The organism is Biomaibacter sp. TOL, from assembly GCF_059717795.1.
Genome location: NZ_AP046092.1, coordinates 2,648,516 through 2,662,454, shown reverse-complemented (window position 1 = coordinate 2,662,454; position 13,939 = coordinate 2,648,516). Strand labels below are relative to the sequence as shown.

Sequence of the window (13,939 nt, the reverse complement as noted above, 5' to 3'; positions counted from 1 at the left end):
CTCATCTCAATATGTTTGCTTTATCTAACTTTCCGAGAACATTTATTCCACTGGGGGTAATCTCGTATTCTCTAATGTCTCTGTCGTGGTTGGTGCCGCGGGCTTTAAGGATTCCCAGAACTTTTTTGATGCTTGAATTTTCTTCCACGTAGCGAAGAATAATTATATTATCTGCTAACAAAGATATTTGATTTTTTGTTACTGAAGCCGGCGAAAAGAGGTCTTCGTTTAGTGCAGTAAATATAGCAGTGATATGCCGTCTTTTGATCTGCTGTGCTATCGCCCAAAGATAATCTTTATACTTTTGCATATCAGAAACGCTGCTTTCAAAAGAAGATATGCTGTCAATAACAAGCCTATTTATCTTCTTATTGCTGATCATGTCCAGTATTTCAAAAGCGTGTTTATCTACGTCCAGTTCTATTGGAGAAATAAACTTGATATCAAGGTGGCCGTCTTTCAGATATTTATCCGTCTCCCATCCCAGATGGCAGGCGCTATCTATAAGCTGCGAAACCGGCTCTTCAAAAGAAAGAAACAGCCCATTTTCGTTTTTTTCAGCCCCATCCAGTAAAAATTTAAGTGCAAGAGTGGTTTTACCCGTGCCTGTGCCGCCGGAAATTAGCGTAATAGTACCTTCTCTAAATCCACCATTCAGCATTTCGTCCAGGCCTGTGATTCCGAATCCTTTTTTCCCCGGTTTGACATCGTACTGTAGTTCTTCGCCCTTCGGCTTTATCCTCGGATAGACTTCTATTCCTGCTGGGCTTATTTGAAACAGGTGCTCTCCTTGTTCAAAATTGGTACCTCTCATCTTCAGAATACGCAAATACCTTTTTTGAAACCTTTTTTCTTCCTGACCGTAAAGGTGAAAAATCCCATCAGCAATAGCAAATTCACTTAAGAGAGTGAGTTCTTTTTCTTCATACTCGCCCACGAGAAACACAGTAACCTCCCATATCGATAAAGCAGCGGCCAGGTCAAAAACAAAAGCCTTAAAAGTCTTCTCATCAGGAAAAATATCTCTTATGGCCTTGAAACTGTCGATTACAAGTATATTGGGTTGATGTCTTTTGATCATTTCGGTAAGGTATTCAAGAACCTTCTCAGTGCCCTGTTTGTGCAGAACAGCTCCCAGATCACCGTAAATAAACTTGTCCCCCAGGAAATCGTCCGAAAAAAACTCAAATTCCTGTAAATGCCTTACCATCTTGAATTGTGATTCAGAGATAGTAGTCAGGTATAAACTTTTAAGACCGTTCCTTGCGCTGTTAAAAATAATGTTTTGAACGAATATCGTTTTTCCGCTGCCTGGAGAACCGGAAACAATGTTCAGCGAATACACAGGTATACCGCCGGAAAGAATGCCATCAAGATTTTTAATTCCTGTTTTCAATTTATCCATCTCTTATTCCTCCTTTGAGTCAAAAGGAATATTCCCGAATTCTTCTTTCAGTTTCTTCGCTATTTTGTCCGTTTTTTCACGACCAATAAGCTTGTCTAGAATTTCTAGATATCTGGTAATAAACTTCATGAACATATCATCAACCGGCAGGTTTGGATTTTCCTTCATACTGACCGCTATTTCTGCACACGATATCCTGCCCTCATCGTAGTGCAGCAGTTCTATTTCCCTATACTCCGTAGAAATATCCCACACAACCCTTTCCACCAAAAGTTTAACAGAAAACGCCCCGAGGTACTTCTCAGACGCAGCCCACATCTCTCGCAGCAAATTTTCATAGCGTTCGACCTTGTTGTCAACAAGATCATTCAACATTATCCCTCCAAACTCATTACATTATAGTCATATTATAACACAGCAGCTTGTGCTGTGCTAACTTTTGTTGCCAGGGCACCGCCACGGCTTTTCTAAATTATAGCCCTGTCCGTATCGGATGCCTGCGTTTTCAAAAAGATGGGGCCTTATCCAGTTATATTCTATCATAAACTCATCAAGCTTTTTGCCTCATCATAGGTATAGGTAGTTATATTGCCGGCCTCATCGGTAACCGAATGGAGGAGACCATTGATGTGCGGTTTACCGTTTAGGTGGGGTTATTGACCATCGGAGTAGTTTTAAGATGTTTTATGTATTCCGGGGATATAGCTATATTTACGAAATTAATTATGATGTCTAACTTTTTGGGGTCAGTTCGTTAGCGATGATCATAATTGTATAAATGACAGCGGAGCTTTTTGCTCCGCTGTTACTGAATCTAACGTGTTTTATTCCACTGCCATAGCAGCATAGAATCCTGTACGGATGGCATTGCTTACTTTACCTATCCTTTCAGCATCTCCTATGACTGTCGTCTTCATGCAATACTTTGCCCTGACTGCATCTGTAAAATCATTATCATTAGACTGACCGAAGGCTGTAATGACTGTATCGGCGTCAATCTTTTCCTTCGAACCGTCTTGTTTCTCAATGGTAACGCCACTGGAATCAATCTCAACTACTTTGCTGTTGGTCAGGAGTGTCACGTTATTTTCAGCAAGCAAGCGCATAAGGCTTATCTTATTTATGGCCATGACATCTCGAGCACATTCATCAAGCATTTCGATGACAGTCACTTTTTTACCCTCCATGGCAAGTTCCAGTGCTGTGTCACAGCCACTGAGTCCACCACCGCAGATGGCGATATTCCGGCCCTTGACGCCATGTTTATGCGCTTCCACTACATTTATCACATTTGAGCAATCTATACCCTTTATCGGTGGAATAATCGGTCTGGAACCCGTGGCTACAAAAATCCTGTCGGCGGCCTCGAGAATTGGGTCATCGGCCTTGATTTCAGTATTGAGCACTACTTTTACGCCTAGTTTTTCGAGCTGCACGCCGTACCAGTGAATTAATTCGCGTATGCGTTTTTTAAAGGGCCCGGTGGCGACTATACCTAAGGTTCCGCCTATGGAATTGCCTTTTTCAAATACTGTAACTTTGTGGCCTTTAAGGGCTGCTGTGCGCGCTGCTTCCAAGCCCGCTGGGCCTGCACCAACGACTACAATGTTTTTCGGGCTCTCGGTTTTCTTGATCTCCATATAATCCTCAAAGCCTGCGCTCGGGTTGACGGCACAGCTTAACTGTGTTAACCGGCCGAAGATTCTGCCAATGCATTCCTCATTGCATAGGATACAAGGGCGTATATCTTCCCTTCGGTTTTCCATCAGTTTTTTGGGAAAATGCGGGTCAGCTATGGCCTGGCGGCCGAACATGACAAAGTCGCAGTCACCAGAGTTTATAAGTTCCAGGGCTGTTTCCGGGCTGTGGCTGCCGGAATTCAGAAGTGGTACCTTAACATGTTTTCTTGCCTCTTTGCAGACATAGGCCATGCAAGCCTCACCTAGATAAGATGGTGGGAAAATATAATCCATTGACTCATAAGCTCCGGCATCAACATCAAAGGCATCCACTCCCGCTTCTTCAAGGATTTTGAGCAGCGGTATGCTGTCTTCTATAGTGCGTCCGCCGTTGAACCGGTGATCAAGAGCGATTCGGAATATGATCGGCATGTCATCACCAACGGCAGCACGTACTGTCTTCACAATCTCTACTGGAAAACGGGCTCGGTTTTCTAAGCTGCCGCCGTACTCGTCTGTGCGCTTATTCCAGATGGGTGACATAAACTGGTCAATCAAATAACCTGCATGAGCGTGAATCTCAATGGCATCAAAACCTGCTCTTTTTGCGAAGATTGCGGCGTTTGTCCAGTCCTTCATCATGTCGTGAATTTCTTCGGTGGTGAGAGCCCGGCAGATGATGTTGGGATCGTAGAAAGAGGGGATTTCAGAAGATGAAATCGGTACCCGCTCGCCGATGTTTGGCATACCATTGCGGCCGGTACCAGGGCTCATAGAGATGCAGATCTTGGCTCCCCAACGGTGCACCCGTTCACATAGGACCGTGGCTTTGGGGATAGCACGCGGGTTGTCAAGGGCGATGGTGGGGCCGCCTTGGGCGGTTTTCTCGTTTAGGAACATGGAGCCAGTAATGATCATTCCGAACCCACCACGGGCCCGCTCTTCATAGTATCTCATGCCCTCTTCGCTTTCGGTGCCGTCTTGCATGGGGGTAAATGTCCCCATTGGTGACATAACAATGCGGTTTTTCAGATGCATTTTGCCGATTTTCATCGGCTCAAACAATTTTGCATATTTGTTTTCCACATATGTTCCCCTTTCTTTAAGTTTTATTCTTCTTTAAGTTTTTTTCATTGATTGTCTCAAAAATAATACTTCCTCATCAGGGGGCAAATGAATCATACGAACGACTATAGAATTGATACGATAACCACTCTGTTTGATACAGAAATATAGCTTAAGACCGTCTGCCCCAAAATTATGTGTGTTTTTGGAATTTCATAATTAGGGTTCTCAAGTTTATTATTTCCAGATACTGCATATATATTCTTGTCCGTCCTAATGCTCATGCTGACGCTCAGGACCCCCATTTTCCGTGTCTAGTTTTCTGGGGCCATTATAATTTGCCTCCTGTTTTTAAGGAATAAAAAAGACAGGAATGGATTTAACCTACCTGCCTCAGTGATAATGCTGACATTATTCGGATTATTGATTTATTGGTTCATGGACTGCCGTGTTAACTTCTACATTAACCCTTCGTTCACCCTGTATATACTTAATTTGACCGCTTAAATAAATTCAATCCGGAAATTACGCAGAGAATAAAAAGCAACCCTTGCCTAATCCAATCCATACAAAGCCAAAACTCCCCGCCAGACACAAGGACAGGGGATGAGCCATATTCATCTGCATACTCACCCAGAATAGCCCTTTTAACTTTATTGGGATGTATTCCCACCTGCAATATCACATTTATTGTTATATTGCTTCATTTGTTCTGCTCCCCATCTGGCGAGTTCGTCAAGCGCCGGCAGCAGACTCATTCCAGCATCGGTTAGAGAATACTCCACGCGCGGGGGTATCTCCATGTATTGAACGCGCTTAATTAAGCCGTTTGCTTCCAAATCTTTTAAAGATTGCGTCAGCATCATGTTAGTTATACCTGATATTTTTCTTTTTAACTCGTTATACCGCATTGTCCCGTTTTGGCTGAGTACCCACAGTATCGGAATCTGCCATTTTCCACCTATAAGCTTTAATGCATATGTTACAGGACAAGAATTGATTCCCTCGGAAAATTGCTTTTTCCCGTTCATTAACCGTTCCCCTTTACTCATAAAATACTGATTAAGTATGAAAAAACTGTGTACTTGATATTTTATGTGTTTCACTTATAATGATATCAGATATGAAAATATTAGTAAAGGAGACATGTTTATGAATGAAGGCCTGAAGGAAGTCCTCAAGTTTTTAACCGACAACCCCACGTTTTACATCGCCACTGTCGATGGCGCAAAGCCCAGGGTGCGGCCTTTCGGTTTTGTAATGGAGTTTGAGGGGAAACTGTATTTCTGTACAAACAATCAGAAGAATGTATACAAACAGTTAAAAGAAAACCCGTATTTTGAGGTATGCACAGCATCGCCCGACGGGAAATGGATACGTCTTAGGGGAAAGGCCGTATTTAATTCCACTCCCGCCACAAAAGCAAAGGCGCTGGAGGTCATGCCTTCCCTTAAAAAAATGTACTCAGCCGACGATTCTATTTTCGAAGTGTTTTACATAGAAGAAGGCGAGGCCACTTTTTACTCCATGGGCGGTGAACCCAAAACAGTAAAAGTTTAAAGTCGGAAAAAAAACCCCGGGTAAAAGTTATCCCGGGATTTTTTTCTCCAATTTATCTATTCTCTTATATAGCCCAATCATTCTTTTAATCAGATTTTTTTCAGCCAATGCCGTCATTAGCTGGTCCTGGGCGTGTATAACAAGGAAATTAGGTGCTTCTTTCAATTCGCCTTGTACCAGCATGTTCTGGTAATCATGACCTGCATAAAACTCTTCGTCGGCTTTTTCCAAGTGCTTTTCTGCCTCGTCGAAATTGCCATTTTCTGCAGCGTCCAATGCTTCATAAGCTTCACCTCGCGCATTGCCCCCATGGAGCACCAGGTTATATATTATCTGTTCTAAATCCACATTCGCACCACCTTTATATTTATTGTTTTGTTTCCTTCTCAGCCTTTAAGAGCTGTGCTTCATACATCTTAAAGAATGGATAGTATATCATCCCTGCGGCTATTAAGTCCACAAACTGCAAAACTATGGCTTTCCAGTCGCCTCCGCTGGATATAAAACCACTGAAAAATACTGGTACAGTAAATGGAAGCTGAAGGAGCGGCCTGGCCACAATATTTGCGGCAAATGCAATATAATTTATTGTTACCACTACAGCCGGTGCAACCATAAACGGTATCATCAAAATCGGGTTTAGTACAATTGGCGCACCGAATATTACAGGTTCATTTATGTTAAATATGGCTGGAATAATAGCTGCCCCGCCAATAGCTTTAAGCTGTGCCGATGTCGACAATAAAAACATTATAACCAAAGGCCATGTCGTACCCGAACCGCCAAGATGTGTAAACACATGGAAGAACGGCTCCGTTACTATGCCGGCAAGAGGCTGGCCCGCAGCAGCAGCCTGTGCATTGGCTGCGAGCTGGTTCATCCAGAATGGATACGCTATGGAAGAAACCACATTCATTCCATGAATACCCAGCGACCATAAAAGCATCATTAGAATTATCTCCGCCAGAGCTGCCGGATAGCTGTTAGATGCTGATACCAACGGTTTAAACACGTCTATAACAAGCTGAGGCAGAGTGATACGATAGTTTGACCATACAATCCATTCCGTCCCCCATGCCAGAACAACCATAACGAACATTGGCACCAAAGCCAAGAAGCTCCTGACAACATACGGCGGTACCCCATCGGGCATTTTAATTACCAGACCTCTCTGGTTGAAAAACCTCACCACAATAGGTGTTACTATGCCGACAATTATTGCAATGAAAAGCCCCTGGCCACCAAGATAATTCAGGGCGTCGCCAAAACTAACTTTTGTGATGTCCTCTGCCGGAAAACTGGTTATCAAAAAAGCCAGCATGGATATTAAACCTGTTATAGCTTCGTCTAAATCCCAGCGCGCGGCCAGGCTGTACGCAGTGCCGAATGCTACCATAAGTGCCATTAAACCGAAGGTAAGGTTAAATGGTATCATAATCTGGCCTATAATCGGTTTTATGGCATCGGCCCACGCGTTTACCGGCCCCCAATTTAAATCTGCTGGCGGGTTAGCTATTATCAGAAATATTGCACCGGTGAGTATTACTGGCAGGGCAAAACTGCTGAATGCATCGCGTATTGCCTGAAGATATACATTTTGAGCTATGTTAGCCAGAACAGGCATCAATGATTCTTCCATCCATTTCATGAATCTGTTATTGTTCAGGCTATCTTTATCCATTTGCAGCCTCCTCCCTTCTAAGCGCTACCCTTTTTTTGCGCAAGGCTGATTATTTGATCCAGTATTTTCTTGCCGTCCATCATTGCAAAAGCCTGCATGTCCACCACATCGACGGGTATATTGTATTTGCCTGCTATACCTTCAATCTCCTTTTTCAAATGCCTGACTTGAGGCTCCAGCAGCGCCACGTCATATTTTTCTGCGTTCTTCTTAAACTCACCAGTGCCGCCAGCGTCAACAACGATATCAAGCCCCTGCTTTTTTGCCTCATCAAAAACCTTTTTTGCTAGAGAACTGGATGTCGCTCCCCAGCTGCACAAAATCACAGCGTGTATTGACACGGATATCACCTCTTATTTTTTATTTTTTCCCCCAAGGCATTGTTTTCCAAATATATCATTCTTATAAACAGCTTTTGCATATAATAGACACAAAGCGTAAACGAAATTCCAAATATCATTACTATGGCTCCATGCCAGAAATCAACTTTCACCATGGTGTGTACGGAGGCGCTGCCCCAGAGCCCAAGCAACAGCAAATAAAAGGCCCGCAACTGGGTTTTTGCAATTCCAAACATTTACATTACCACCCTTTTTATCTCATCCAAAAATTTGGTTCTCATAGCTTCCTCAACTATATCGCGCAGTTGTCTGGCATCTTTTGCATCATTGATTTTGTCTATAATCAAATTATCCTCTATCAAGGAAGCGCTGATATCTCCCATCGCCTCAATGCCTTCTTTGTCTTCTTCTGGAGCCAGCATTAAAAAAGCGGTTTTAATGACTTCATCTTCATTTATAAGATTCTTCATGGTTACCTCGTTTTTTACTTTTCCCACCATTATCAGAGGATGTTCAAGGCTACTAACGGTGCAGTGGTATATTACAAACCCTCTGCCGGGCAAGATTATTTTGCCGAGGCTTTCCCTGTTTAAAAGCCTCTTTTTTATTTTATCCTTGTCGGTTATTAAACTGCGCCTTGATAGGCAGGACAGAAGCTCATCCATCAATTCTTCTGATGTCGTGCCGTTTAGTGCTGCAATATCAATGCTGTCCAGCATATTTAACATGTGCCTGGCATATCTGGCTATGTGCATGATGTCATAATCGTGTTTCCCTTTAAATTCATGTGCGCTGCTGTTCATTATCAGGTCGGTGTTTAAAGCTTTTTTTATTTTGTCTATATCCTCATTCAGCAGCAAAGGATTTACGACAATACTCTTTATGCCTACATTGTTTATAGGTATGGTTGATATTATCAGGTCTACATCCTCATTTTTTATTTCTTCTTTTAACCTCAAGCTGGATACAGCGTCCACAACGTTTATTTGCGGAAACAGCTGAAGCTTTGATAAAAGCATTCTGGATGTCCCTATGCCGCTGGCACATACCACAAGGACATTGTACTTTCTGGCGTTTCTTTCCTTTCTTTCAATAGCTGCCCCAAAATGCATGGCAATGTACCCTATCTCATCGTCCGGCACGGGCATGCCCGCCTCCTTCTTGAGAACCTCGCACACCCTTTTTGTTTTCTCATATAGATCCATGTATTTTGACTTTATATCTTCCAGCAAAGGGTTGCGAATGGCCAGGCCTGTAGACAGCCTGTATAGAGCAGGCTCAAGGTGGGTCAGCAAGCCACTTTTTAGAAGCTCATCGCCTTTAAATGACGTACCAAAAATTTTTTCGGCCTCACTTATCAGAGAATCTGCTAAATCACTAAGCTCGTTCCTTCCACCGGTGTCCATATTGGCTCTGTATCTGGCACCGCGCAGGTGCACTGTTATATACCCTATCTCGCTTTCAGGAATTTTAATCTTTAATTCATCCTCAAGATACCCTGCAAGGGTCACTGCATAAAGGTATTCTTCAGTATCTTTAAGTTCGTTCAGTTTATCTGTATCTATCTCTATACTCTCACCAGCTTCAAGCCTCTTTATTGCCAGCGCCAGATGTATAATAAGCCCCATGTATGAACTTTCTGCGATATAAAAGTCCAGTTCGTTGGAAAGCATCGCCATAGATTTCTCAATAGCCACAACAGTTTTATGGTCAATGACATCCAAAAAGTGGCTCCTGAAGTTCAAATCATTTTTTGTCTTCTCCGGATTGGCCTTGTTCAAAAACTCAACAAGAGATTTTGTGTCTATATTTTCATACAAAAAATCGGTAATGGCTTTCCTGAAGTCACTTTCGTCACCAGTAACCAAAACACCAAATCCAGGCTTTGCAACGAGTAAAAGGTTGTGACTTTTAAACCATTTTTCCAATTCTTTCAGGTCGTAACTTACGGCTGCTACCGATACGCCAAACTTTTTTGCAAAATATTCCAGCTTTATAGGCTCCTTCAACTGTAGAAGTTCAGACAATATTAAAGTCCTGCGCTTGTCAGCATTAAACTCAAGGCGAACACCGAGCAAATCCATCCTCAGCTTTTTTAGATTGTCTATCTCGCCTTCAAGGGCTAATCTTTCTGGTGAATTTAGTATTGATATGCCGTAACTTCGTATTGCTTTGTTAATTGCACTGATTTCCCTATATACTGTCCTTTTGCTGATATCATATTTATTGCATATCTTTTCAATATTTAAATTTTCACCCCCGATCAATTTGTTCAAAATCTCAAACTGGCGTGCACTCAGTTTAATCATGTCATGGCGGCCACCTTTAAATGCCATAAATTTAATAATTGCTTTTTCGCTACACTTATAATTATATATCTGATATCTCAAAATACAACAAAAAGATATATAAGACATGGCAGGCCATATGTGTCATAATCTTAATTTCCGAGTTAGCCTAAAGAACCCTTCCCCTTCCTGCAAACCCGCATAAAATCTACATGGGACTTTATGGAAGGTAATAAAGTTTATCTAATTTGTGTGAAAAAGTTGTTCCGAAAGGGGAGGTTCATGGAATAAAGAAAAAAGGGATAATCGGAATCCCTTTTTTCGCATGGGGAGAAGGTATGAATGGGAAATACTTGGTTTGGAAACAAACTTAAGAGATAGTACGGCAGCATGTGGGAATTATTGAGGCTTATTGTTCTGAGCATCTTCTTGTTATATCCTGGGTCATTATAGAGCATGATTTTTTGTCTGCGTGTTGAACTATAGCGATTCCGGATAATATTACTAGTGTGCCTATCACCAGTTGTATGGATATTTTTTCTCCCAAAAACATCCATGCAAGCAAGCTGGCTATTACAGGTTTTATGAAAAATACCATTGAACCTGCTCCTGCATTTGTATAAGACAGTCCAACAAAGTAAGTATAATAGGCCAATCCCGTCACAAAAAATGTGAGATAAGCCATAGGCAGCAGTGCTTTATAAGGTATATATAATGCAGGGCAGTGCTTTATTATAAGTACTGGTAGCAAAAACAGGCTCCCTATTATAAAAGACAGTGAATTCATTATTATACTATCGGTCTTTTGAGAAAATTTTTTACCCATAGATGTGTATATGCCGTAGGATATGGCCGAAATTATAAGCATAGCAATGCCATAATTGTATGACTTGCTCAGGTTTAGGTCCTTGTAAAATACTATTATAATTCCAGCAATACCCACCATGAGCCCCAGGATTTTTCTTAGATTTAAATCCTCATTCAATATAAAGTAAGCTGAAATCATTACAAATAGGGGATTAGAACTAAATATTACAGCTGCCAGACTGGCTTTTGTAGCATTTACGCCTATCTGCAAAAGAGACATGCTTAGGCCTACATTTACAAGGCCTATAAGGGATACGTAGAGCATGTCTTTTGCAGATAGCTTTATTCCCCTGCTTTTTATATGATCCAATGCCATGGGTAAGAGCATCAGCCCACCTATCAAAAACCTTACGAAGTTCAATTGGTATGGGTTTACGACGCCTGACAGCGTCTTTCCTACAACTTCATAGGAGCTGAAAAAAATTACTGTGATTGCTAGATAAATAAAACCTTTGTTCACTGATGGTCCCTTCCTGTTATTTTATTTTTTTAAATCCTGGGTACAGATCTATTATTATACATTATAAAATCTACATGGGACTTTATGGAAGGTAATAAAGTTTATCTAATTTATGTGAAAAAGTTGTTCCGAATGGACGGAATCATGTTTCAAGGAACAAAGGGATAAGTGGCGTAAATCTCGAATCCTTCGAGGCCTTACCACTTATCCCTTTGATCGGCTGTATTAGAAAGCTGCAGGAACAAGCAGAGAGTGAAGAAGTGGCATAAACATCATTACCTATCTGGCCCAAATATGGGATAGATTTTAGTTTTTTGCACCATTCGAATAGCTTCGTCTGGAGGCAACGGCTTGCTGAAATAATAACCTTGTGCTTTATCGCACCCACACTCTACAAGACAATCAAGCTGCTCTTTTGTTTCCACACCCTCAGCAGTCACACTAAGTTTCAGCCTGTGCCCCAATAAAATAATCGCATCCACAATAGCCATATTTACATCTACCTTTATCTCGCTAACAAACGACCTGTCAATTTTTAGACCATCAACCGTAAATTTTTGCATGTATCTGAACGAACTGTTTTCTGTTCCGAAATCATCTATTATTATTTTAACCCCAGCTTCCTTTAAGTGATAAAGGTTTTTAACCACCGTTTCTTCTGCTTCTATAAGAACGGTTTCAGTAATCTCCAGTTCCAGGTATCTTGGTTCAAGTTCAATTTCGTTTAGTATATCACACACAACCTTCGCAAAATCAGGCTGTTGCAGCTGATGCACTGAAACATTCACCGAAATACTGAAATCAGAATACCCCATATCAAGCCATTCTTTCATTTGTCTACAGGCTGTCCTTAATACCCACTCACCTATAGGTATTATTTGCCGCATTTCTTCAGCAATAGGAATAAAATGAATTGGACTGATCAACCCCTTTTTGGGATGCTGCCACCTCAATAGTGCCTCCATGCTTGCTACCTTACCAGTCCTTATATCAATAAGAGGCTGATAGCCCAGAAAGAATTGGCTTTTTGCCAAAGCCGACCTTAAATCCCTTTTTATTGTGTTGGCGAATTCAACCTCACTAATCATAGTACTGTCAAAATATTGAAAACCATTTTTCCCATTTCCTTTAGCCTTGTACATAGCCATATCTGCATTTTTGAGTATAACTTCTTCAATTTTCCCATGGTCAGGATATATGGCAATACCTATGCTAATAGTAACATATAATTCATAATTATTGAACTTTATTGGTTGGTTAAACAATTCCAATATTCTTTTTGCAACCTTATCCGTATCGTCAATACTAATTATGTCAGGCAGTAAAATGGCGAACTCATCGCCACCTATTCTGGACACTGTATCTGATTCGCGCACACACGCCGCCAGCTTCCTGGCAATCTTCTTCAACAGCTTGTCACCCATATGATGTCCGAAGGAATCATTAATGTTCTTGAAATTATCAAGGTCTACAAAAAATACTGCAAGTTTCTTCCCTTTCCTTTTTGCATCTGCTATGGCAACTTTGAACCTATCCATAAAAATATTACGATTAGGCAAACCCGTTAAAGAATCATATAATGCCATATATTCTAACTTGCTTTCCATTTGCTTTCGTCTAGTAATATCTGTGTGCGACCCTGCCATCCTTATAGCTCTGCCCTCTTCATTCCATAATGCCTTCCCTCTGCTTAAAATCCATATATATTTACCAGCATTTGTTTTGAGCCTATATTCGCATGAGTAAAACGGTGTCTTCCTCTCAAGATGATTACGCAACTTATTGATGACTGTTTTAGCATCTCGGGGATGGATAAATTTAATCCATGTTTCATGATAGTTATTCACTACTTCTTTATCAAAACCAATGATATCCTTCCATCTCTCGGATATGTATGCCGTATCCGTTATCAAGTCCCAGTCCCATAGTCCATCACTTGCTCCTTCAACTACCAGTCTGTAGCGTTCTTCACTTCTTTTTAATTCATCCTGCTGCCTTTGTATTTCAATTAATTTCTGTTTTAACTCTTCTTCTCGGGCCATAAGTTTTTCATTCATTTCAGATAGTTCTTCCTGTTGAGCTATCAATTCTTCGTTTAAAGCAAGAAGGTCATTATTTGCTTCTTCAAGTCTCTTTTCGGCATTCTTTAGGTCTGCAATGTCTATACCAGTGGAAACAATATACTTGCTCCCTTCATCATCTAAAATAATACTGTTATGCCATATGATATAAATTTGTCTGCCGTCCTTCAAAACCATCTGATTTCCACATTTGTAACGAATGCTTCTATCTCTAGTATCACCCAATTGTTCTTTTATATAGTTCACCACATCTTGGGGAATTATTGAACTTATATTTATACTCTCTGTTTGTTCCTCGACCGCTATATCAATTACAGTCTGGGCATATTTGTTGAACCAAACTACTCTGCCATCCAGAGTCCAGACTAGTATAAGCATCTGCTCGTTTTCAAAAATTCTAATCAAGAATTCTTCTTTCTTCTTAAAGTATGCAATTGATTTCCTGGATTCTTCAATAAAATTCCTATTCTTCTCGATGCTTAACTTCTCGCTATCCATAATTTATCATTAAT

At 41.1% G+C, this 13,939-nt stretch carries 12 protein-coding genes; 1 reads left to right on the top strand and 11 read right to left on the bottom strand.

What is annotated here, in order from left to right:
- Nucleotide 1: 1 nt before the first annotated feature.
- From AC6I1H_RS13165 to AC6I1H_RS13150, 4 genes are all read right to left on the bottom strand, one after another.
- A complete protein-coding gene (locus AC6I1H_RS13165) occupies nucleotides 2-1,405 on the bottom strand; it encodes a DUF7125 family protein (RefSeq protein ID WP_497738005.1) in 1,404 nt (467 codons plus the stop codon).
- A 3-nt stretch (nucleotides 1,406-1,408) separates the two neighbouring features.
- Nucleotides 1,409-1,780 (bottom strand): hypothetical protein, encoded by a 372-nt coding sequence (locus AC6I1H_RS13160; RefSeq protein WP_497738004.1) that lies wholly within the window; start codon nucleotides 1,778-1,780, stop codon nucleotides 1,409-1,411.
- A 449-nt stretch (nucleotides 1,781-2,229) separates the two neighbouring features.
- Entirely contained in the window at nucleotides 2,230-4,170 is a 1,941-nt protein-coding gene (locus AC6I1H_RS13155; protein WP_497738003.1) for an oxidoreductase, read from the bottom strand.
- Nucleotides 4,171-4,802: 632 nt separating this feature from the next.
- Nucleotides 4,803-5,180, bottom strand: a complete 378-nt coding sequence (locus tag AC6I1H_RS13150) for a winged helix-turn-helix transcriptional regulator (RefSeq protein ID WP_497738002.1) — start codon at nucleotides 5,178-5,180, stop codon at nucleotides 4,803-4,805.
- Between the two features lie 133 nt (nucleotides 5,181-5,313).
- Between AC6I1H_RS13150 and AC6I1H_RS13145 the strand changes: the two genes are divergently transcribed.
- Complete coding sequence (locus AC6I1H_RS13145) at nucleotides 5,314-5,709, top strand: pyridoxamine 5'-phosphate oxidase family protein (RefSeq protein WP_497740796.1); 396 nt, start codon at nucleotides 5,314-5,316, stop codon at nucleotides 5,707-5,709.
- 27 nt (nucleotides 5,710-5,736) lie between these two features.
- Here AC6I1H_RS13145 and AC6I1H_RS13140 read toward each other — a convergent pair whose 3' ends face one another.
- The 7 genes from AC6I1H_RS13140 to AC6I1H_RS13110 form a co-directional block, all read right to left on the bottom strand.
- Nucleotides 5,737-6,057: a PTS sugar transporter subunit IIA gene (locus AC6I1H_RS13140; protein WP_497738001.1), complete on the bottom strand. Its 321-nt coding sequence runs from the start codon at nucleotides 6,055-6,057 to the stop codon at nucleotides 5,737-5,739.
- A gap of 19 nt (nucleotides 6,058-6,076) precedes the next feature.
- Nucleotides 6,077-7,390, bottom strand: a complete 1,314-nt coding sequence (locus AC6I1H_RS13135; protein WP_497738000.1) for a PTS sugar transporter subunit IIC — start codon at nucleotides 7,388-7,390, stop codon at nucleotides 6,077-6,079.
- A 17-nt stretch (nucleotides 7,391-7,407) separates the two neighbouring features.
- Nucleotides 7,408-7,731 (bottom strand): PTS sugar transporter subunit IIB, encoded by a 324-nt coding sequence (locus AC6I1H_RS13130; protein WP_497737999.1) that lies wholly within the window; start codon nucleotides 7,729-7,731, stop codon nucleotides 7,408-7,410.
- A 5-nt stretch (nucleotides 7,732-7,736) separates the two neighbouring features.
- The gene (locus AC6I1H_RS13125; protein WP_497737998.1) at nucleotides 7,737-7,967 is read right to left on the bottom strand and encodes a hypothetical protein; all 231 of its coding nucleotides are present in this window, start codon (nucleotides 7,965-7,967) and stop codon (nucleotides 7,737-7,739) included.
- A complete protein-coding gene (locus AC6I1H_RS13120) occupies nucleotides 7,968-10,040 on the bottom strand; it encodes a BglG family transcription antiterminator (RefSeq protein ID WP_497737997.1) in 2,073 nt (690 codons plus the stop codon).
- A 388-nt stretch (nucleotides 10,041-10,428) separates the two neighbouring features.
- Entirely contained in the window at nucleotides 10,429-11,346 is a 918-nt protein-coding gene (locus AC6I1H_RS13115; RefSeq protein WP_497737996.1) for a DMT family transporter, read from the bottom strand.
- A 275-nt stretch (nucleotides 11,347-11,621) separates the two neighbouring features.
- Complete coding sequence (locus tag AC6I1H_RS13110; protein WP_497737995.1) at nucleotides 11,622-13,925, bottom strand: putative bifunctional diguanylate cyclase/phosphodiesterase; 2,304 nt, start codon at nucleotides 13,923-13,925, stop codon at nucleotides 11,622-11,624.
- Nucleotides 13,926-13,939 lie beyond the last annotated feature (14 nt).

Coding starts and splice junctions, on each gene's coding strand:
- AC6I1H_RS13135 (WP_497738000.1), bottom strand. CDS start 7,390: ATGGATAAAGATAGCCTGAACAATAACAGATTCATGAAATGGATGGAA.
- AC6I1H_RS13160 (WP_497738004.1), bottom strand. CDS start 1,780: ATGTTGAATGATCTTGTTGACAACAAGGTCGAACGCTATGAAAATTTG.
- AC6I1H_RS13110 (WP_497737995.1), bottom strand. CDS start 13,925: ATGGATAGCGAGAAGTTAAGCATCGAGAAGAATAGGAATTTTATTGAA.
- AC6I1H_RS13165 (WP_497738005.1), bottom strand. CDS start 1,405: ATGGATAAATTGAAAACAGGAATTAAAAATCTTGATGGCATTCTTTCC.
- AC6I1H_RS13125 (WP_497737998.1), bottom strand. CDS start 7,967: ATGTTTGGAATTGCAAAAACCCAGTTGCGGGCCTTTTATTTGCTGTTG.
- AC6I1H_RS13120 (WP_497737997.1), bottom strand. CDS start 10,040: ATGATTAAACTGAGTGCACGCCAGTTTGAGATTTTGAACAAATTGATC.
- AC6I1H_RS13150 (WP_497738002.1), bottom strand. CDS start 5,180: ATGAACGGGAAAAAGCAATTTTCCGAGGGAATCAATTCTTGTCCTGTA.